Annotated in this window: 23 protein-coding genes; 4 read left to right on the top strand and 19 right to left on the bottom strand. The window is 27.8% G+C overall.

The features are described 5' to 3' along the window. Positions 1 to 4: 4 nt before the first annotated feature. The gene (xerD, locus tag AC3ATN_RS01220) at positions 5 to 904 is read left to right on the top strand and encodes a site-specific tyrosine recombinase XerD (RefSeq protein ID WP_487531380.1); all 900 of its coding nucleotides are present in this window, start codon (positions 5 to 7) and stop codon (positions 902 to 904) included. Here the strand turns inward: xerD and AC3ATN_RS01215 are convergent. From AC3ATN_RS01215 to AC3ATN_RS01145, 15 genes are all read right to left on the bottom strand, one after another. After that, positions 901 to 1,605, bottom strand: a complete 705-nt coding sequence (locus AC3ATN_RS01215; protein ID WP_487531403.1) for a response regulator transcription factor — start codon at positions 1,603 to 1,605, stop codon at positions 901 to 903. The genes xerD and AC3ATN_RS01215 overlap by 4 nt on opposite strands. After that, a complete protein-coding gene (locus tag AC3ATN_RS01210; RefSeq protein ID WP_487531379.1) occupies positions 1,606 to 3,195 on the bottom strand; it encodes a sensor histidine kinase in 1,590 nt (529 codons plus the stop codon). 62 nt (positions 3,196 to 3,257) lie between these two features. After that, positions 3,258 to 3,854, bottom strand: coding sequence for a dephospho-CoA kinase (gene coaE, locus AC3ATN_RS01205; RefSeq protein WP_487531377.1), 597 nt, complete (start codon positions 3,852 to 3,854; stop codon positions 3,258 to 3,260). Then, positions 3,851 to 4,807, bottom strand: coding sequence for a CdaR family protein (locus AC3ATN_RS01200; protein WP_487531376.1), 957 nt, complete (start codon positions 4,805 to 4,807; stop codon positions 3,851 to 3,853). Before AC3ATN_RS01200 ends, coaE begins: the two co-directional genes overlap by 4 nt. A 15-nt stretch (positions 4,808 to 4,822) precedes the next feature. After that, positions 4,823 to 5,632 carry an enoyl-ACP reductase FabI gene (locus AC3ATN_RS01195; protein ID WP_487531375.1) on the bottom strand — a complete coding sequence of 270 codons (810 nt, stop codon included), beginning with the start codon at positions 5,630 to 5,632 and terminating at the stop codon, positions 4,823 to 4,825. A 24-nt stretch (positions 5,633 to 5,656) separates the two neighbouring features. Beyond that, positions 5,657 to 7,309, bottom strand: coding sequence for a DNA repair protein RecN (locus tag AC3ATN_RS01190; RefSeq protein WP_487531374.1), 1,653 nt, complete (start codon positions 7,307 to 7,309; stop codon positions 5,657 to 5,659). 51 nt (positions 7,310 to 7,360) lie between these two features. Next, positions 7,361 to 8,251 carry a type IX secretion system protein PorD gene (porD, locus tag AC3ATN_RS01185; RefSeq protein WP_487531373.1) on the bottom strand — a complete coding sequence of 297 codons (891 nt, stop codon included), beginning with the start codon at positions 8,249 to 8,251 and terminating at the stop codon, positions 7,361 to 7,363. After that, the gene (gene coaBC / locus AC3ATN_RS01180; RefSeq protein ID WP_487531372.1) at positions 8,244 to 9,452 is read right to left on the bottom strand and encodes a bifunctional phosphopantothenoylcysteine decarboxylase/phosphopantothenate--cysteine ligase CoaBC; all 1,209 of its coding nucleotides are present in this window, start codon (positions 9,450 to 9,452) and stop codon (positions 8,244 to 8,246) included. The genes porD and coaBC overlap by 8 nt, the downstream gene beginning before the upstream one ends. Position 9,453: 1 nt before the next feature. Next, entirely contained in the window at positions 9,454 to 9,783 is a 330-nt protein-coding gene (locus AC3ATN_RS01175; protein ID WP_487531371.1) for a DNA-directed RNA polymerase subunit omega, read from the bottom strand. A 4-nt stretch (positions 9,784 to 9,787) separates the two neighbouring features. Then, positions 9,788 to 10,609 carry an outer membrane protein assembly factor BamD gene (locus AC3ATN_RS01170; RefSeq protein WP_487531370.1) on the bottom strand — a complete coding sequence of 274 codons (822 nt, stop codon included), beginning with the start codon at positions 10,607 to 10,609 and terminating at the stop codon, positions 9,788 to 9,790. Between the two features lie 58 nt (positions 10,610 to 10,667). After that, a complete protein-coding gene (gene dapA / locus AC3ATN_RS01165; RefSeq protein WP_487531369.1) occupies positions 10,668 to 11,549 on the bottom strand; it encodes a 4-hydroxy-tetrahydrodipicolinate synthase in 882 nt (293 codons plus the stop codon). Next, the gene (locus AC3ATN_RS01160) at positions 11,549 to 12,028 is read right to left on the bottom strand and encodes a DUF6913 domain-containing protein (protein WP_487531368.1); all 480 of its coding nucleotides are present in this window, start codon (positions 12,026 to 12,028) and stop codon (positions 11,549 to 11,551) included. Before AC3ATN_RS01160 ends, dapA begins: the two co-directional genes overlap by 1 nt. 31 nt (positions 12,029 to 12,059) lie before the next feature. Next, positions 12,060 to 14,066 (bottom strand): NAD-dependent DNA ligase LigA, encoded by a 2,007-nt coding sequence (gene ligA, locus AC3ATN_RS01155; RefSeq protein WP_487531367.1) that lies wholly within the window; start codon positions 14,064 to 14,066, stop codon positions 12,060 to 12,062. Beyond that, positions 14,059 to 14,904: a peptide chain release factor N(5)-glutamine methyltransferase gene (gene prmC, locus AC3ATN_RS01150; RefSeq protein ID WP_487531366.1), complete on the bottom strand. Its 846-nt coding sequence runs from the start codon at positions 14,902 to 14,904 to the stop codon at positions 14,059 to 14,061. The genes ligA and prmC overlap by 8 nt, the downstream gene beginning before the upstream one ends. Next, positions 14,901 to 15,380, bottom strand: coding sequence for a GNAT family N-acetyltransferase (locus AC3ATN_RS01145; protein ID WP_487531365.1), 480 nt, complete (start codon positions 15,378 to 15,380; stop codon positions 14,901 to 14,903). Before AC3ATN_RS01145 ends, prmC begins: the two co-directional genes overlap by 4 nt. A 52-nt stretch (positions 15,381 to 15,432) precedes the next feature. Here AC3ATN_RS01145 and ribD point away from each other — a divergent pair, with 52 nt between their 5' ends. Then, the gene (ribD, locus tag AC3ATN_RS01140; RefSeq protein ID WP_487531364.1) at positions 15,433 to 16,482 is read left to right on the top strand and encodes a bifunctional diaminohydroxyphosphoribosylaminopyrimidine deaminase/5-amino-6-(5-phosphoribosylamino)uracil reductase RibD; all 1,050 of its coding nucleotides are present in this window, start codon (positions 15,433 to 15,435) and stop codon (positions 16,480 to 16,482) included. On the opposite strand, the gene AC3ATN_RS01135 is transcribed toward ribD, so the two are convergent. Beyond that, the gene (locus tag AC3ATN_RS01135; RefSeq protein WP_487531363.1) at positions 16,461 to 16,859 is read right to left on the bottom strand and encodes an acyl-CoA thioesterase; all 399 of its coding nucleotides are present in this window, start codon (positions 16,857 to 16,859) and stop codon (positions 16,461 to 16,463) included. The genes ribD and AC3ATN_RS01135 overlap by 22 nt on opposite strands. A 178-nt stretch (positions 16,860 to 17,037) precedes the next feature. Between AC3ATN_RS01135 and dnaA the strand changes: the two genes are divergently transcribed. Continuing rightward, a complete protein-coding gene (dnaA, locus tag AC3ATN_RS01130) occupies positions 17,038 to 18,465 on the top strand; it encodes a chromosomal replication initiator protein DnaA (protein WP_487531362.1) in 1,428 nt (475 codons plus the stop codon). A 149-nt stretch (positions 18,466 to 18,614) separates the two neighbouring features. Continuing rightward, a complete protein-coding gene (locus AC3ATN_RS01125) occupies positions 18,615 to 19,340 on the top strand; it encodes an SAM-dependent methyltransferase (RefSeq protein WP_487531361.1) in 726 nt (241 codons plus the stop codon). On the opposite strand, the gene mltG is transcribed toward AC3ATN_RS01125, so the two are convergent. From mltG to dapF, 3 genes are read right to left on the bottom strand one after another with little or no spacing between them, the layout of a single operon-like run. Then, a complete protein-coding gene (gene mltG, locus AC3ATN_RS01120) occupies positions 19,331 to 20,380 on the bottom strand; it encodes an endolytic transglycosylase MltG (protein ID WP_487531360.1) in 1,050 nt (349 codons plus the stop codon). The two genes, AC3ATN_RS01125 and mltG, sit on opposite strands and share 10 nt — an antisense overlap. Further along, complete coding sequence (locus AC3ATN_RS01115; RefSeq protein ID WP_487531359.1) at positions 20,373 to 20,840, bottom strand: GNAT family N-acetyltransferase; 468 nt, start codon at positions 20,838 to 20,840, stop codon at positions 20,373 to 20,375. Before AC3ATN_RS01115 ends, mltG begins: the two co-directional genes overlap by 8 nt. Continuing rightward, entirely contained in the window at positions 20,837 to 21,619 is a 783-nt protein-coding gene (gene dapF / locus AC3ATN_RS01110; RefSeq protein ID WP_487531358.1) for a diaminopimelate epimerase, read from the bottom strand. Before dapF ends, AC3ATN_RS01115 begins: the two co-directional genes overlap by 4 nt. Positions 21,620 to 21,684 lie beyond the last annotated feature (65 nt).

Raw genomic sequence — 21,684 nt, 5'->3', positions numbered from 1 at the left:
TTTAATGGTCTGGAAATCGGCAATAATACAATATAAAAATTACCTAAAGATTGAAAGAGGCTTATCAATAAATACCATTACAAGTTATTTATTTGATTTAGATTCTATTATTAGATATTACAATATAGATATTGAAACAAACGAGCCAAAAGATATAAACAGTGATGAAATCCAAAGTTTCATATATGAAGAAGCTAAGTATAAAAGTTCTCACTCAATGGCCAGAAGAATTTCTGGATTGAAAAGTTTTTTTAATTATTTATGTTTTGAGAACCTCAGAAAAGATGACCCAACAGTTTTAATAGAAGCTCCAAAATTGGGAAGAAAGCTTCCAGAGGTTTTATCAATACAAGAAATTGAAAAATTATTATCTGTAATAAGTATATCCGAAAAACAAGGTCATAGAAATATTGCAATCATAGAGACATTGTACGGATCAGGACTCAGAGTAAGCGAACTGGTTAACTTAACTATATCAAATTTATTTTTTAAAGAAAACTTAATAAAAGTTATTGGAAAAGGAAATAAACAAAGGCTAGTGCCTATGGGAGATTATGCTAAAAAACATATTGAAATATACTTAAAAAAGCACCGGATATTTAAGAAAGTTAATCCTTTATATTCAGATATTTTATTTCTAAATAGAAATGGAAAACAGTTGACCAGATCTATGATATTTACATTAGTTAAAAAATATGGTGAGCAAGCTCAAATTGCTAAAAAAATTAGTCCACATACCTTAAGACACTCTTTTGCAACTCATCTACTTGAGAACGGAGCAGATTTAAGAACTATACAAGTTATGATGGGTCATGAAAGTATAACAACAACTGAAATATATGCTCATATGGATACAAAGTATCTTAAGTCCGTAATGAAAAACTTTCATCCGAGAAAATATTAATCATTAACTAATAAACGGAAACCTTCTCCATGAATATTAACAATTTCAATATTAGAATCTCTACTTAAATATTTCCTGAGCTTAGCAATGTAAACATCCATACTTCTTGAAGTAAAATACGAATCATCTCTCCATATTTTATTTAATGCAACTTCTCTAGGGAGTAAATCGTTTAAATGAAGTACCAAAAGTCTTAGTAATTGGTTTTCTTTAGGGGATAACTTAATATTTTCTTCTGCAATAAATGACAATAATCTAAGTTTTGAGTTAAAATTAAATTTACTGATTTTAAATTCAAATTCATCCGAATTAATATCTTCAACTACCTTTTGACGATTCAAAATAGCTTTGATTTTAGCCAATAGGACATCAGAATCAAAAGGCTTGGAAAGATAGTCGTCACCCCCTACCTTAAAGCCCTTTAAAATATCTTCTTTTAAAGTCTTAGCTGTTAAAAAAATAATTGGAACATTACTGTTTTTTTCCCTTATTTCTTTAGCCAAAGTAAAACCGTCTTTGTATGGCATCATAACATCAAGAATGCACAAATCAAAATCATCTTTTTTAAATTTTTCATAACCTTCAATTCCGTTTTTGGCAAGAGTAATATTATAACTATTAAGTGAAAGGTAATCTCTTAGAATACTTCCAAAATTCGCATCATCCTCAACTACTAAAATCTTTTTGTTTTCCATTTGTATTTATTTATTAAAAAATAAAGGAATTGATATTTCAAGTTTTGTGCCTACTCCTTTTTTACTTTTAAGATTAATCTGTCCTTCATGGACTTGAATGATTTTTTTAACATAAGTTAGACCAAGTCCGTGTCCCTTAATATCATGTATATTACCTGTTTGAGCTCTATAAAATTTTTGAAATACCAATTTCTGTGTATTAATATCCATCCCTATTCCATTGTCTTCTATTGAAATAAATATTTTATTTTTATCGGCAAGACTTCTTATTTTTATGTGTGGAGATTTTGTTGAATATTTAATCGCATTATCTAGAATATTAACAAAAACATTTGTTAAATGATTACTGTTACCAAATATCGCATGGTCTTCATTGGATAAATTGATCTCCACATTTCCTTTTCTACTTTTTATTATGAGAGAAACATGACTAATAGCATCATTTATTATATCATTAATTTTAATAACTTTTTTTTCTATTTGAAGAGTTCCTCTTTCTAATTGTGAAATTCTCAAAACATCTTCTACTTGCTTTAACATTCTATGATTTTCTTCTTTAATCATCTTAGTATATTCCCTAATTTTTTTTGGTTGATTAATTGATTTTGGATTTAAAATTGAATCAATTGCTAAGCCAATAGTTGCAATTGGGGTTTTAAACTCATGAGACATATTATTGATAAAGTCAGTTTTCATTACTGCAACTTTTTTTTGTTGAATTATTTGATAAAGTGCACTAAATGAAACTAAAACTATAAAAACGGTTAGTATTATCGATAATCCTGCTACCCCAATTAAAGAGGAGAGTACGAAATTTTCTTTTTTTGGGAAAAATACAACTAACTCGTATGGACTTCTTCCAGTATCATCAACCAATATTGGCGTTGCGTAACGCGGTCCTATATTTTCCTCTTTATACGAGTTTAATTTGACTCTAGTGGCCAACTTATTATTATAAACCCCAAACTCAAATGGTGTCTTAATATTTTTATCATCAAGACCTTTGTTTAATAAAAATAAAATTTCCTGTGTACTCACCCTTTTATGAATTGGAAGATTAGCCATGTATTGCATAAATATTGATCTGTATTTAGCAACCTCAAAAGGGTTTCTTCTTTCTACTGATTTTAATTTTGAAACTGATGATACCATTGTGTTTTCACGATTAAAAACATCGTTACTTATTATTGCAGTTGTATTAACATTTTTATAATCTGATAAAGTATTTAATCCTTCAAACCTTGGATCAATATCTAATCCGTTAATTTTATAATTCTCTTGTAAAATTCCGTAAGCAAAAAAAGTTGATAAATTTGTGGTATTCTCTTCTGGAAGAAATAAAAATACATCTGTAAAATTCGAGTCATTAGGCTTACCAACTGAATCTATCAAACGTTCATAAGCCATAATATAATCATCAAGTTCTCTATTTTGAACTTCAATAGATACAGATTCAAGAACTTGATTAACAGCCAAAGAAAATGCTTCTTCTTTATTATTGTATGATGTTTTTATCCAATATGCCTGCACAGCAATTACCCCAACAATTGAAAGCAACATGAGTGAAACTAGAACAATAAAGTAATCTTTCTTCAAATCAAATCAATTAATAATTACAAAAATCACTAAAAATTTAGATATTAAATCCCAATTTATTGTTAATCTGTGATATTAAATTTATTTTTTAGATCAATTAATAATTTTTCTAAATCTAAAATTGTTTTATCCCAATCAATATTAATAATTACTTTATTGGCTAATCGAGATTTTTTTTCATCGGACCACTGTCTTGAAATTCGAACTTCAACTTGCTCTGAATCAACCAAGTCTCTTTTAACAACCCTTTCTATTCTGTTAATTTTTGGAGCGGTTATTAAAACAATATAGTCACATAAAATATTAGCCTTTGATTCAAATAAAATTGCAGATTCTTTAAAAATTAAAGGAGATTCATTCTCATTCTTGAATTTGATAAAATTTTTATTAACGAATGGATGAACAATTGAATTTAACTTCTTAAGATCATCAATGTTATTAAATACTCTTCTAGATAAAACTTTGGAATCTATTTTATCAAACTCATATATCTCGTTTCCAAAATACTCTTTGATTTTAGATTTAATAATTGAATTTGTGTTTATTAAAAGTTTGGCTTGCTGATCTGAATTATAACAAGGTATTCCTTTGCTTTCAAAAAAACTTAAAGCTTTTGTTTTCCCACTTCCAATACCACCTGTAATACAAACAGTTTTCATTTTTTTATAAGATATGAGATAGTCTTTGGCTCCCATCGAACATTTCTTGAAAATTTTGGTGAATTAATAAGTTTAACAGGGACACTTTCAAACTTTCCATTTTCAGTTGTGTTATAATCAAAGATAAATTCAAAATCATTGCTTTTAACATTTTCAATTAAATCAAATGGAAATAAAGAAACAATAGATACCTTTTCAGGGAATAATTTAATTATAATACTGTCAGGTTTGTTAATAATATTAATAAAGACATCAAACTGTTGTTCAGTGAATTTTCTAATAGACTCGTTAAAAGTAACTTTATTTGGTTTTATACTTATTATAGACTGAATATTTTGAATAGAAACTACTAATTCAAAATCATCTGATAAGTTTTGTTTTTTTATTATTTCTGTTTCTACAAATTCGAGATTATTAAGAATTGATTCTGGACCTGAAACATAAACAGAGTCTGGGTATATTCTTGAATCACTAATATTGTTGAATCCAGCAGCATAACTTAAGTCAGAATTAATTTTTACTCTTATTTTTCTGGTGCTAAATTTAGAGTAATTAAAGAATAATTTATCATTTTCAAAGCCAAGAAAACTTCCACTTATTTGATCATCAAGTAATCTCCGTTGAGATATTAAGTCAACTACTCCCTTCGAATCTTTAAAATTCGCAATAGATATATCGACATTAATTTTTTTTGGAAATAATCTATAAAGAAGTAATTGAAAACCAGAAGCCTTAATATAACCCTCGATTTTCATATAGTCTAACTCTACGACAATTAATTCTGGAATATTTTCAAAATTAACATCAAAATAAACAAGTGCAGAATAATTTTTAGAAAATTTTGTTATACCCCAAAAAAAGAAAGAAATTAATGTGAAAATTAAAAACAGTTTTAACTTCTGTTTTCTAACCAAAGAATTTGACAACTCGTTATCAGAAATTTTAATATTCATTCTTTAGTCTTATTATCAATCAAGTGAATCAATAATATCTTGACTTACACCCACATTTGAAAAACCTCCATCATGAAATAAGTTTTGTAATGTGACTTTTCTTGAGTAATCAGAAAACATCATAACTGTATATTTAGCACAATCTTCAGCAGAAGCATTTCCTAAGGGAGACATTTTTTCTGCATATTTCAAAAACCCATCTAAGCCTTTAACTCCCTCTCCTGCCTTAGTCATGGTTGGAGATTGAGAAATTGTATTTACTCTTACTTTTTTTTCTTTTCCAAAAAAATATCCAAAACTACGAGCTATGGATTCTAAATATGCCTTATTATCAGCCATATCATTATAATTCGGAAAAGTTCTTTGAGCAGCAATATAAGTTAAAGCCAGAATACTGCCCCAAGTATTCATTGCATCCATTTTAAACAAAGTTTGCATTAATTTATGAAAGGATACAGCTGATATATCCCAACCTTTTTGCATCCAATCATAGTTTAAGTCTGTATAATGTTTACCCTTTCTTACGTTAACTGACATTCCTATCGAGTGTAAAACAAAATCTATTTTTCCACCAAAATGCTTGATTGTTAAATCAACTAAATTTTCAAGATCTTTTATAGATGTAGCATCAGCTGATATTAGGGGAGCATTAATTTTTACAGCAAGTTTATTTACGCTTCCCATTCTTATGGCAACTGGAGCATTTGTCAGAATAACTTCACCCCCTGCATCAACAATTGCCTCAGCTGTTTTCCAAGCAATTGAATTTTCGTCCAAGGCACCAAAAACAATTCCCTTTTTTCCTCTTAAAATTTTGTAAGACATATTAAATGTTTTCACAAATATATATTAATCTAGTAATTCTCGTGCATGATCTTTAGCGCTGATTGTGATTTTTTTTCCAGAAAGCATTAATGCAATTTCATCTTCTCTTTCACTTTCACTTAACACTTTTAAATTAGTAATTGTATCATTTTTTAAAACTTGTTTAAAAACTTTAATATGATTATTTCCTTTAGCTGCTACCTGAGGAATATGCGTGATTGCAATGACTTGAGTTGAATTAGACATCGTTTTCATTAACATTCCAATTTCATTAGCAACCGAACCTGAGACACCTGAATCAATTTCGTCAAAAATTATTGTAGGAAGATTATTAAATTTTGACATTAAATATTTAATAGAAAGCATAATTCTAGACTGTTCTCCACCAGAAGCGATTTTCTGTATTGGTTTATGAACTGATCCAATATTAGAAGAAAACAAGAATTCCAAATTATCATTTCCAAATTCATTAAAATCATTTGATTTTATCAAATTTAACTTGAAACTAGTATTTTTCATTCCTAACTTTAAAACAACATCTTTAAGTTTGTTTTCAATTTGCGGTATGGATTTTGCTCTATTTTTATGAATTTTTGAAGAAATTGTAAATAGTAATGATTTTTGTTTAGTAAGTAAGTCTTTAGTTTTTTCAATTTTTTTTGATAACGAATTTGAATCAAAAAAAACTTTTGATAAATCATTTTTTATTAAAATTAACTCTTCAACTGAAGAAACATTATGTTTTTTTAAAATTGAATAGATATTATCAAGTTCTAAATTTTTGTCATTTAATAGTGCTGGATTGTACTCCAAAGTCTCCGAAATATTCTCAAAGTCAAATAAAATATCCTTTAATTCGGTATCTAATGATTCAATTCTAAAATTGTATTCCTTGAATTTAACTGAAAACCTTTGGATAGATTTAATATTATTTAACACATCAGATAACCTGGTAAGTATCCCTTCTTCGTCTGAATTCAATAATTTAATTGATGCTGAAAGTTTATCTTTAAATTCAGAAACATTACTCAATTCTGCTACTTCTAATTTAATTTTAGACAAAGTATCCTCTTCTAATCGTAAAGAATCTAACTCTTGAAATAAGAACTTTTGATAGTCTAATTCTTTAACACTTGAATCTTTAGTTTTTATAAGATTTTTGAGAGAATTAGTTAATGAGTTAAATTCTAAATATTGAGCTCTATACTCCTTTAAATAATTTGTATTCTCAGATAATGAATCTAAAAATTTAAATTGAAAAAAATTTGAAAATAATTTTAGAGTTTCGTTTTGAGAATGGAAATCAATTAAACTTGAACTTATTCTATTCAGTAAATCAAGCGTAACCGGAGTATCATTTATAAATGATCTTGATTTACCAGATGGGATTAATTCTCTTCTTAAAATAGTTTCTTCATAATAATCCAAATCTTCAGAGGTGAAAAATCCCTTCAAATTATAATTTGATATATCAAAACTTGCTTCAATTATACATTTTACGGAAGAATCTTTCAAGTAATTTAAGTCTGCACGCTTTCCTAAAACTAAGGATAAGGCATCAAGAATAATAGATTTACCTGCACCGGTTTCTCCAGTAACAGATGTCATTCCGTCTAAAAATGACACTTCTAGAGAGTCAATTATGGCAAAATTAGAAATAGAAATTTTTTTTAACAAAACATTAAATTATACTTCCAAATATATGTTAGATAATGAGTATAATAAAATTTAGCCCTTTATTTCCTTCCATTTATTATTAAAAAAAGGCGCAACTCTTTTCAAAGTCTGCTTCGTGGCATCTAAATCTATTGCAACTCCCTCAGAAAAAATATTAACTATTTCTTGAGATTTAGCATCAAAAAATAATTGAATTAAGAAAGAATTAGGGCGACGCTTATTTAATTCGTTAAAGTTTAAAAGACTATTTGCAATATTAGTTTTAGCTTCAAATTGATCTGTAGTCATCATATCTAAACCCATTCTATGATATTGGTAATTAGTAGTTCTAAATTCTTCGAAAGTTTTAGAAAGAATTGAGTCGATAAGCCAATATCTATTTTTTCTATTTCCACTTGAAATCCAACCACTATTTTTAGTTTGTTGAGCTAGATTTGAAATTTTCTGAGCTTGCACATAAAAAGTCTGACCTCCTTGAGGTTTGAATGAGTCAGAATCTAAACCTATAATTAAATAAGCATAAAAACTTAAAATAGATATTAGATTTGAGTCAAATCTATTTGTGTTATAAAATAAAGGCTGAAATTCCTCAGATGAAAAATTTAAATCTAAATCTTGAAAATTTAAAATGGGGCTATTGTAATTAGATTCATATATCGGTCTTTGAGATTGAACCTGAAGTGTACCCTTAAAATTATTACCACTATAACTTGTTAAGTTAATAATAATACTACAATTAATTCTTTCCTCAACATTCCAATTCTGAGAAGTCCATACTTGAGAATTCATGAATTCTTGAATAGATTTTTGAAGAGTTACAAATATTTGTTGATTGGTTTGATTAACTAGATCAGAATTGACTAACACTTCACATCTAATCTCTTGATTGTAAGAGTTTAATGAGTTTAATAAAATACATAAAAACAATAATAATCTAGTCATTAATTTTAATGATTTCGTTAAAAATGTCTTTAGCTACATCGGATTTACTTTTTAATTCGAAAGACTTTAGAGTACCATTTTTTTTAATAAATGTTATTTTATTTGTTTCATATCCAAAACCTGCACCTTTGTCGTTTAATGAATTTACAATTATTGCATCAAGATTTTTGTTTTTGATCTTGCTGGTAGCATTATTTATTTCATTGTCAGTTTCAAGAGCAAATCCAATTAATATTTGATTCTTTTTTATCTTACCCATTTCAAATAATATATCTTTTGTTGGGATTAAATTAACTGAATCAAGATTATTCTCTTTTTTAATTTTGTCCTGAAATTTGTTTTCAGGGGTGAAGTCAGCTACTGCAGCTGCTGATATAAAAATATCCGTTTCATTGAAATTAGAGATCACTTTGTCAAACATTTCAGATGCCGTGACAACATTTATTATATCTCCTCTAAAAGAATCAAATTCTAAACTATTAGGACCAATTATCAACTTCACTATACCTCCTAGGTTATAAGCTTTTTTGGCTAACTCGTAACCCATTCTACCAGACGAATGGTTTCCAATAAAACGAACAGGATCAATAGGCTCATAAGTTGGACCAGCTGTTATTAAAATTTTTTTTCCTAACAATGGCATAGATCTATTGAAGTGTGAAATTAGTTTTTTTAATATTTGTTCAGGCTCAATCATTCTTCCCTTTCCATGCAAACCACTAGCTAAAAAACCTTCTCCTACTGGAAAGATAATATTTCCATACGAAGTTAGTTTTTTAATATTTTTTTTATTTGCAGGATGTGAATACATATCTAAATCCATAGCTGGAGCAATAAGTACAGGACATGTCGCTGATAAATATGTGGCAACAAGTAAATTGTTACATTTAGCGTTTGCCATTGAGGATAAACTATTTGATGTTGCTGGTGCAATTAAATATAAATCAGCCCAATTGCCTAATTCGACATGATTATTCCATTGCGGATTGTCATGTTTTTCTTCAGTAAAACTAGTTAAAACAGGGTTTTGAGAAAGTACCTGAAGTGTTAATGGAGAAACAAAATCCTTTGCTGAATTAGTTAAAATTATTTTTACTTCAGCACCAGCTTTTTTTAATAGTCTAACTAAAATAGGGGTTTTGTATGCCGCTATACCACCCGTAATACCTAGAAGTATTTTTTTGGATTCAAGCGACGACATATTAGGATTTAGATTCGTCGGTGTTACGGTAATATATATTATCATTTAACCATTCCTCAACAGCAATTGCATGAGGCTTTGGTAATCTTTCGTAAAAACGCGAAACTTCTATCTGCTCCTTGTTTTCAAAAATTTCTTCCAAACTATCATTATGTGTAGCAAACTCCTCTAATTTTTCATGAAGTTCTTTTTTTATATCAAGATTGATTTGAGAAGATCTTTTTGCAATAATTGATAAAGCTTCATATATATTTTCAGTTGCTGATTCAATTGATTCTCTATTGTAAGTTTTCGAACTTAGTGCTGCTTTAGAATTTCTATATTTTGTCATAATTTTATTTAGTTATTTTATTTTTAAATGACTCCAATGTGTCATTTATGAAATTATATTTTTGATTTAAATCCTCTTCATAAATAGTTTCTGGGTAATATCGGAGAATATTTTTATACAAAATTAAGAGTTCATTTAAACGATCTTCTTGTTTATTAATAACGCTATTAATTGCAATTTCATATGTTGATAAAAACTCATAATACATAGCTCCTTCTCTAAAAGATGTTCCTGGATATTCTGAAATAAAATTATCCAAAGATCTAATTGCAGACTTATAATCTCTTATTGTGTAATATTGCTTTGAAACCTCAAAATCTTTTTTCTCTAATTTAGTTTGTAGTTCTACTACTAATACGTTTGCTTCGTCTAAGAATTCTGATTTAGGAAATTTATTTATAAATATTTGGAACTTTTCAAGAGCAGTTTTGGTGTCATCCTGGTCTAAACTATATTCAGGAGACATTTGGTAATATGATTTTGCTTCTAAAAAAAGTGCTTGTTGAAGTCTTTGACTCTTAGGATAAGATTTAGAAAACTTCTCAAATTCATAAGCGGCTAAAACATAACTTTTAGTATGAAAGTACGAGTCTGCAAGAAAAAATATCACTCTTTCTGCCTGAGGCTTTCCTCTATATTTTGATTCAATTTGTTCGAAAAGCCTATTTGCCCTCCTATACTCCCCTTCATTATAGTATTTTTCTGCTGCACGATATTTACTGTTACTATCATCACTATTAAGTATTTTTTGATAATCATTGCAACCAAAAAAATTAAATATTAAAATTGTAAAGATGTATTTTGTATGTTTTTTAAAACCAATCATCCCGTAAAATTAACAAAACATTATTTATTAAGTGGATAAAAATAAATGTAATATGGTTTTAGTTTATAGATAAAGTATTTAGTTCGATTTTAATTTTATTAAATTCTTCCTCAGATACTGGAACAAGAGGTAATCTTAATATGTTTTCACAAATACCAAGTTGAGATATTAAGCACTTAATTCCAGCAGGGTTTCCTAACTTAGAAATTAATGTATTAATTCTTTTTAGTTCATTTCGCTTTTTTGAAGCTTTAAATACATCATTGGAGAGTGAGAGTTTCACCAACTTATTAGTTTGAAACGGAAAAGCGTTACCTATAACGGATATGACACCTGATGCTCCAGCTAAAATTGAATCGATTGCTGTATTGTCGTCTCCAGAAATGATCTGGAAATTATTTGAAGAAAATTTAATTAATTCTTCCATTTGATTTTTAAGGTTACTAGCCTCTTTAATTCCAATGATATTAGAGCTCTTTTTTAATAATTCAAAAACAGTATTAGGTTCAATATTTATGCCTGTTCGTGATGGAACGTTATATATCACAACTGGTATTGGACATTTTTTTGATATTTCTATAAAATGTTTAAATAATCCTCTTTGATTTGGCAAATTATAATATGGACAAATTGATAAAATTGATTGGAAATTTGATAAATTAAATTTGTTAAAACTATGAACCACTGAGGAAGTGTCATTTCCGCCAACCCCAATAACCAGAGGAAGTCTATTTTTATTTATTTTAACAATAAATTCTGAGATTTCAATTTGTTCTAAAACAGATAGTGTTGAGACTTCGGAAGTTGTCCCAAGAACTACCAGGTAATCAACTTGAGAAATAATAAGATTATTTACATGCTTCTCAAGAGCCTCATAGTCTATATCACCCTTTTTGTTAAAAGGTGTAACAACTGCAACACCATGTCCAATTAAACTCACTAGTTTGTTATTATTTTTAAATATTTTATGAGTTCTTTTCTAAATAATTTAATGTCTTGAATGTCAAAATCAAACACTATATCGTTTAATTCAATATCAACCGGTGTGAAACCAATTGAAAAGTTGTTTCTCACATTCAAACTTAATAATTTCATGGAAACACTATTTTTTTGATACAAATTTAATAAAAGATCATAGTTATTATTAAAAATCGAATTAGTAACATTACCACTAAAACTAATATCATTTCTTACAAAATTAAAGTGATTTGGGAGGTCACGATTAATATGTGATTTATACCATAAAAATGTTATAGCTTCATCACTAATTTTAAAAACCTCATTTAAAAAATCTAAATCTTTTAAGCCTATATTTAGTCTTGAGTCAACGATTACACAAATTGAAGGATTTATATTGGAAAATTTATTAAAATTTTTTTTAGATTTATTTTTTAATTTAGTTTTATAAATTAAATTCAAAATAAATTTTTTTAAAGTATTTTTTACTAAGTCAGTCATTAATTATTTGAATAAATTGTGTTTCACTTATTATAGGGATATTAAATAATTTTGCTTGTTTTAATTTTGAAGGACCCATATTCTCTCCAGCAATTAAATAACTAGTTTTTTTTGAAATACTTGAAATAATTTCTCCATCATTTTCAAGTATAATTTGTTTTATTTGATCTCGAGTATGGCTAGTAAAAATTCCAGAAATCACAATTTTTTGTCCATTAAGTTTTTTTGACAATGGTTTGTCATTAGATTCCTTTTGGAATTGGAGGCCTGAGGATACCATTCTATCAATGAGGATTAATTTGTTTTCTGATTTGAAATAATCGATTAAACTTTCTGCAATTCTGTCTCCTATTTCATCAATTAAAATTAATTCCTCAAAAGAACATTTTTTTAATTTATCAATGCTATTTATAGAGTTCGTTATTTTTTTCGCAACAGTTTCTCCAACATACCGAATGCCTAATCCGAATAGAACTTTGTTAAAAGGCTGATTTTTAGATTTTTCTAATCCTTCAAGAATATTGGATACAGATTTATCAGCCATCCTATCTAGTTTTAAAAGATCACGCTCCTTTAGATCATATAAATCCGCAATTGATTTGACTAAACCTGATTCATATAATAATGAAATAGTTTCACCTCCAAGACCTTCAATATCCATTGCGTTTCTGGAAACAAAATGCTGAATAGAACCAATGATTTGCTGTTTACAGCCATATAAATTCAAACAATAATGATTAGCCTCACCATCCTTTCTGAAGAGAGCCGTTTGACAATCAGGACAATTTTCAATAAATGAAATTTTTAAAGATTCTTTGGATCTTCTTTTTTCATCAACTCCAACAATTTTTGGAATAATCTCCCCCCCTTTCTCAATAACTACAAAATCTCCAATTCTAACATCTAACTTTTCAATTTGATTGGCATTGTGCAAGGAGGCGCGTTTAACTATTGTTCCAGATATCAAAATGGGTTCCAACTCTGCAACTGGAGTGATTGATCCAGTTCTTCCGACTTGGTAAGTGACCCCATTGAGTTGAGTTGTTGTTTGCTCAGTTTTATACTTGAAGGCAATAGCCCATCTTGGCGACTTAGAAGTATAACCTAATTTATTTTGGAGTTCAATATTATTAATTTTTATAACTATACCATCTATTTCGTAAGGTAAATTGTGACGAAGGTTATCCCATCTATCTAAAAAGGTAAAAACAGAATCTAAATCGTAAGCATGTATTACTTCTTTAGGAACATTGAAGCCCCAAGATCTTGCTTTTGAAAGAGCCTCGGATTGAGAAGAAAATTTGTCGTTTTTTGATATAACAGAATATAAATAACATATTAATTTTCGCTTTGCAACAATACTACTATCCTTAATTTTTAATGATCCAGAAGCGGTATTTCTTGGATTCATAAAAGAGGGTAATCCCTCATTTTCTCGTCTCTTATTCAAGTCTTCAAATACTTTTTTGGGCATTAAAATCTCACCTCTAATCTCAAAAAAATTTGGGTAATCTCCGTTAAGAACTAAAGGAATAGTTTTAATAGTTCTTACATTATTAGAAATATCATCTCCCTGAATCCCATCACCTCTTGTGAGAGCCTGAACTAAATTACCATTTTCATAGGTTAAACTAATTGATGCACCATCATATTTCAATTCACAACTAAAACTTAAATTAACATCATCTCCTACAACTTTTCTGACCCTTGCGACCCAATCACTTACCTCCTTCTTAGAATAAGTGTTGTCAAGAGAATACATGGGATAATTATGTTTCTTTGTTTCAAAACTTTTTGAGACTCCACCTCCAACTCTTTTGGTTGGAGAGTTTAAATCTTCTAATTCTGGGTAATTTTTTTCAAGATTTTCTAGTTTTCTTAACTTTTGATCAAAATCAAAATCTGATATAACAGGAATATCTTTGATATAGTAAAGATAATTTGCATGATGAATTTCTTCTCTAAGTTTTAAAATTTCGGCCTTAAAATTTTTATCCATTTCTTTGGGAACTTAACATCCTTTTTTTACCATAAACATCAAGTTTAATATCGATATTATTAAAATTTGAATTTACCAATAGCGTTTCAATTTCTTTAGCATAAAAAGGATTTATTTCAAAAAAAAGTTTTCCTCCTACTTTCAAGCTTTTTTTAGCAAAATTAATACAATACTTATAATAATATGTTGGATCATTTTTAGGAGTAAAAATAGCCATGTGTGGCTCAAAGTTTAAAACGCGAGAATGCATTATTTCTTTTTCATTAGGGTGAACATATGGTGGATTAGCAACAATTATATCAATCGAAGCATCTTTGGTTATAATTTTTTTTAAATCCTCTACTATCCAATTAATATTTAAATTTAATTTTTCAGAATTTTTAACTGCAATTAAAATGGCATCATTTGATATATCAATACCTGTAACATTTAAAGATGAATTTTTATTTTTTAAACCTAATGCAATGCAGCCACTTCCTGTACACAAATCAAATATTGTATCATCATTTTTCGTTGATCCCAATACATAATTAACCAATTCCTCAGTTTCGGGTCTCGGTATTAACACATTTGAATCTACATAAATTTCAAAATCCATAAATGTTGATTTTCCAATTACATATTGCAATGGGCAATTATTGTTAATCAGCTTTAAGGCTTCAATTAATTTAAATTCTTGACTAGCAGATAGTTCAAGTCTTGGACTAAGTCCAATTATGGTTGATTCAAAATTGAAAAAGTAATTTAAAAGTTTTTTGAAAATAAAATCAATTTCATTGATCTCAAATTTAGAGCTCAACGATTTACGAAATTGATTTCTAAATTGGATTATATTCATTCTATATTTTTAATCATCCATCTATCACAATTTACGTGACCAGTATTGCCCAACGGCTTTTTTATATATTCAAACCCCTTTTTCAGATAGAGTTTTTGTGCTGCTTTCATAAAACTCATTGTTTCAATATAGCATATCTTAAAATTATTTTTTCTAGCATGATTTAAACATTTCTCAATCATAATCTCACCCCAACCTTTGCCTCTCCCTTCCTTTAAAAAATACATTTTTTGTAATTCACACACGGAATCTTTAAAATGATTCAATGGATTTATTCCTGCTCCACCAAATATTTTATTATTTTCTTCGACGATGAAATATTTTGATCTGGATCCACTAAAAGCAGTACTTAAAAAATTCAATTCAGGATCAGCAAACGCAGTCCCTGTCTTAGGAGCTTTCATTTCAATAATCACACTTCTAATTATTTTTGCTATTTGCAAATCATCTTGGTGATTAATTTCTCTAATTATCATCTAATCAAATTTTAATTTAATTTTGTGTTAAAATTACACAAACAACAATTAAATGTCAACGAAAGAAGAATTGTTAATGAAGCGATGTTTACAACTTGCTAAAATAGGGTCAGGAAGAACATCACCAAACCCTATGGTTGGTGCAGTCATAGTTTATAATAATAAAATTATAGGAGAAGGTTTTCATGACAAGTACGGGGGAAATCATGCTGAGGTTGAAGCAATTAATAATGTGATAAATAAAAAATTGTTAGAAAAATCAAAACTATATGTTAACCTTGAGCCATGTAATCATTATGGAAAAACTCCTCCATGTAGTGATTTAATAATCCAATCAAAAATTCCGAACGTGATAATTGGCTCTGAGGATCCTAATCCAAAAGTTTCTGGTTTAGGAATCCAAAAATTAAAAGATAATAATATAATAGTTGAAGTAGGTGTTTTAGAAAATGAATGTATAGCATTAAATAAAAGATTTTTTTGTTTTCATAAAAAAAATAGACCCTACATTATATTAAAATGGGCAGAATCCAAGGATGGTTTTATTTCTCCAAAAGATCAAAAGAAAGGGAAAGTTTTTTGGATAACATCAGAAGAATCTAAACAAATTACTCATAAATGGAGGTCGGAAGAAGATACCATAGCAATAGGTGTAAATACAGCAAATAATGATAATCCAGAATTAACTACAAGATACTGGCGGGGAAATTCACCAAATCCAATAGTAATTGACCCAAACAATAGGCTAAACTCTAATTTAACTTTACTTTCAAAACATAAAAAAATTTATCATTTTATTGATATTAAAACAGAAATTATTGGAAAAAACAATATTCAGATAAACTTTAAAGAAAGTATTCAAGAAATTTTATCTAGTCTCTACAAAAACAAAGTGAATTCAATTTTAGTAGAGGGTGGAAGAAAAACAATTCAAAAGTTTATTGATAGTAATTTTTGGGATGAAATCAGATGTTTTGTTGGAGAAATTGAAATAAATGATGGAATAAAATCACCCTCAATTAATAAAATAAGATGGCATAAAAAAACTATTTCAAAAGATTCACTTTACTGTTCAATAAATTATTTTGCAAATAAATTATAAATCATTTCAGGACACCTTATTGGTTTTTGTGTTTTTGAACTAAGAAAAGCAAGTTTAGTAGATCCTTTACAAATTAACTCACTGTCTTGATTAAAAATCTTATATAAGAATTCTAAGGAAGCCTTTGGAGGCTTAATTAAAATTATTTCAATAAATAATTCATCATCAAAAAAAGAAGGCTTTATATGTTTTAAAGATGATGAGACAACTGGCATTATTATTCCATCATTTTCCATTTTTTTGTATGAAACACCAAGATCTCTGAGCCATGAAATTCTGGCATTCTCAAAAAATCTTAAATAATTAGAATGATGCATAAAACCCATTTGATCAGTATCAGAATATTTAACTCGAAAAGGTTCAGATAAATATTTCATTTTCACAACAAAAATTATATATTGTGTACGTTTTTTGGAACTAATGATTATGACCCTTAATGTCACTAAAAAATTTTTAAAAATCAATAGTAAAGTGACTTTTTTTTTAAAAAGTTTTAATCAATATTTGTTTAGCTTAAATAGTTAGTTTAAAATTCACATACATTACAATAAATAAATGGATTCTGTTAAAATTGAGGTTTGGAATAAATGTTTATCTTTTATAAAAGATAATATCCAACCCCAAGCATTTAAAACATGGTTTGAGCCAATCCAAGCAGTTAAGCTAACTGATAATGTTTTAAGTATTCAGGTTCCTAGTAAATTTTTTTATGAGTGGTTAGAAGAACACTACGTGAGTCTTTTAAAATCGGTATTAGTACAACAATTGGGCCCTGACGCGCGATTAGTTTATGTAATAAAAATGGAAAATACTTTTGGAAATAAGCAACCCTTTACTGAAAGTATTCCAAGCAACAACAGAGATTCTATAAAACCTCAAGATGTTTCAGCTCCTCTCACTTCAAGAAGTCATGAGCTTAAAAACCCTTTTATTATTCCGGGTATTCGTAATTTACAAATTGAATCGCAACTCAACCCGAATTATAATTTTGATAATTTTCTAGAAGGAGATGCTAATAGACTTGCAAGATCTGCTGGACAAGCAGTTTCAAATAAGCCTGGGGGCACATCTTTCAACCCACTATTGGTTTTTGGGGGTGTAGGCTTAGGTAAAACCCATTTAGCTCACGCTATTGGAGTCGAAATTAAAGATAAATATCCTGATAAAACTGTATTGTATATCTCAGCAGAAAAATTCACACAACAATATATTGAATCAGTTAAAAAAAATTCTAGAAATGATTTCATTCATTTTTATCAAGTAATTGATGTTTTAATTGTTGATGATGTCCAGTTTTTAAGTGGAAAGTCAGGTACTCAAGATGTGTTTTTTCATATTTTCAATCATCTCCATCAAAATGGCAAACAAGTAATTCTTACATCTGATAAGGCACCTGTTGACATGCAAGATATCGAGCAAAGATTATTATCTAGATTCAAGTGGGGGCTTTCAGCTGAGTTACAGTCTCCTGATTTTGAAACTCGAGTATCCATAATTAAAAATAAATTATTTAATGATGGTGTAAAGATAGAGGACAATATTATAGAATATGTTGCAAAAAATATTAGTTCTAATATTCGTGAATTAGAGGGAGCAATAATTTCCTTGATTGCTCAATCATCTTTCAATAAAATTGAAATTACTATTCAATTAGCACAAGAAATTGTAAATAAATTTGTGAAAAATACTAAACGCGAAGTGTCTATTGATTACATTCAAAAAATAGTATCCGAATATTTTCAAATGGATGTTTCTACACTTCAATCAAAAACGAGAAAAAGACACATTGTTCAAGCTAGGCAACTTGCAATGTATTTTGCTAAAAAATTCACAAAAGCTTCACTTGCTAGTATTGGTTCTCAAATTGGAAAAAGAGATCACGCAACTGTACTCCATGCATGCAAAACTGTAGATAATCTAAGTTTTACTGATAAGCAATTTCGAAAATATGTTGAAGACTTAAATCAAAAACTTACAATATAACTACAACCACCTATCCTGTTTCTATAAAATAGTTTGTTTTTTGATTACTTTTTATTTCATCATCTTTTTATATTTAATAAACTTTCCCTGATGCAAACGTAAATTAATTGCATCGTTAAACTTATTAATTGAAATCTAAATTTATAAAAATGGATAAAAAAGGTTGTTTATATTTGATTCCAACAACAATTGGGAGTAATCAAATTGATAATTGTATTCCTTTTCAAGTTAAGGTGGTAGTTGAAAAATTAAAATATTTTATAGTTGAAAATGAAAAAATAGCTAGAAAATTTATTAAGCTACTTTGTCCAAATAAACCTCAAGAAGATATAATCTTTTACTCCTTAAAAAAAAATACATCATTAATTGAATCTGATTCTTTTTTAAATATATGTTTCAAAGGTAAATCAGTTGGATTGATGTCGGATGCTGGATGTCCTGGAATTGCAGATCCAGGAGCCTCAGTTACTTCAAAAGCACATAGTCTTAATATAATAACTAAACCTTTAGTTGGTCCTTCCTCTATCCTTTTGGCTTTAATGGCATCAGGAATGAATGGCCAAAATTTTGCATTTAACGGATACTTACCAATAGACAAAAAAGAAAGAATAAAAAAAATTAAATTTTTTGAAAAAAGAGCTTTTAATGAAAATCAATCGCAAATATTTATTGAAACACCTTACAGAAATAACTCATTATTTGTTGACTTTCTCGCTGTCTTAGCAAGCTCAACTATATTATGTATTGCTACTGACATAAGTCTTGATTCTGAAGAAATTAGAAGTAAATCAGTTGGTGATTGGAAAAGATTAAGTAAAGAAGATTTTAATAAACATCCTTCTATTTTTATAATTAACAGTGGGGTTTATCTGTAAACTTTTTTTTTATTTATCCAGCGAACATATTTTTTTTTATTAGAATTATGTTCTTTTAAGTTTTTTCCAAAAAGATGATACCCTCTATTTTCAGGATCAGCAACAAAGTATAAAAATTGATGATTTTCAGCATTTAGAACAGCATCAATTGCATCTAAATCTGGCATACATATCGGTCCTGGAGGTAGTCCCTTGTTTCTATAAGTATTGTAGGGAGATTTTATTTTTAAGTCTTTATACAATACTCTCCTTATTTTTTTATTAAAATTTCCAATTTGTTTTTTTAGAGCAAAAATAACTGTAGGATCCGCTTGAAGTCTCATACGTTTTTTTAGTCTATTTAAATAAACACCAGCAATTCTGGGTCTTTCATCTTTCATTACGGATTCTTTCTGAACAATTGAAGCAAGAACAGAAACCTCTTGTTTAGATAAACCAATTTTTTTTGCTTTTGATATTCTTTGAGTATTCCAAAAGATATTGTAAAAATCAAACATTTTATTCCTAAATTCTTCTGGGCTTGTGTCCCAGAAAAAATCATAAGTGTTAGGTAAATACATGGATATGGAATTTTGTGAATCAAAACCATTTTCAATATTAAAAATTTTATTATTAAAAGCTCTTAATAACGATATGCTATCTGTGAAAATTTGTTTTGAAATTCTTCCAGCTAGATTTTCTAGTCTTTCCTGATTATTAAAAACAACCTTAACAGTCTCACCCTTACTTCTTAAAATATTGATTATGTCGTTATTGTTACTTTGCTTAGGAATAAAAAATATACCAGGATTAACTCGAGTTGAGTAGCCTTTTTTTTCTGCAGCTAAATTAAAATAGTATAAAGATTTAAGATTTTCACTTAGCTTATTTGTAAGATCATTAAAATTAGAATTTGGCTCAATGTAAATTTTAATTTTTTCTGAATCAAAATTTGTATTAATAGCAAAAAAAGTAAAGTAAAATCTATAACTGAAAAAAACTCCTGTTATTAAGAAAAAGGGAATAAGATTTAAAAAAAATCTACGAATTAATTTATTCATTTAATATTTTTTCATACAGTTCATTATTTTTTTTAACAAAACCAGATTTCGAAAACAATTTAATACTTTTTATATTGTTTGAATCTATGGATGCATATAACTTATTAATCCCAATTTGGTTCAAGCAATAATATTCTAAAAGCTGGATAGAATCATAACCAAAACCTTTTTGACGATACTCATCTAAAATAATAATACCCACAAAAGCTTTAAGTTTATTTGCATCATATTTAAAAACATCAATAAACCCAATAACATTTATATCATCCGACGAAATAACAAATCTTTTTTGTTTTGCTTTTTTTACAGTTTGAGCTGAAGCATTTTTAATATAATTTTTAATTGTTCCTCTTTCAAAAGGCTTGTCTTGAATTGAACAAGGCCAAATACTTTCATCATTTTCTGTTTTCAGAAGAATATTAGTATCAGAATCTTTAAGATTGCGAAGAAAAATATTCATTTGTATAAATTAATTGTACCATTAAAAACTTGTTTAACTGGACCCTCTAATAAAATTCCTGAATAAATTTTATTAAAATTAAAGGAAACCATTAGATCACCTCCTAAGGTTTTGATTTTAATTCTATTATGATTTGTTCTTTTATTGTTGTACATGGTAATTGCTGATGCTACAGCTCCAGAACCACATGATAGAGTTTCATTCTCAACACCTCTCTCATAAGTTCTAATTTCAAATTCTGTAGAAGATATTTTTTTGATAAAATTTACATTAACTCCTTTTAACTCGTAAGTTTTAGAATATCTAATTTTTGAACCTACTTTTTTAATATCAATCGAATTGATTTCAGCTTTTTCAATAATATGATGAGGAGATCCAGAATTAATAAATGTGTGATTCTTTTTTTTAATTATTTTTTCAATGTCGTTCATCTGTAAAATTACTTTTGAATCATTTACTATTTTAGCATTGTGTGGACCATCTATTGCCAAAAAAGTAGTTTTATTTTTGATTATTTTTAAAAAAAAAGCAAAATGAACTATGCATCTTCCACCATTTCCACACATAGTACTTTTTTCACCATCTGAATTATAATATATCATTTCAAAATCGTAATTCAAGTTATTTTTTAACAGTATGAAACCGTCAGAACCTATACCTGTTTTTCGATCACATATTTCCTTTACAAACTTTTTTGAAAAGATATTGTTATTAGTTCTTTCGTCTACGATAATAAAATCATTTCCAGCTCCATGATATTTATAAAAATTTAATCTCATATGATTTCAAAAATAGTTAAAAACTAGTTAAAGATTGCTAGGCATAAATCTAACTTGTTAAATTT

This window comes from Candidatus Marivariicella sp., assembly GCF_983056325.1.
This window is presented reverse-complemented; position numbering and strand designations above follow the sequence as displayed.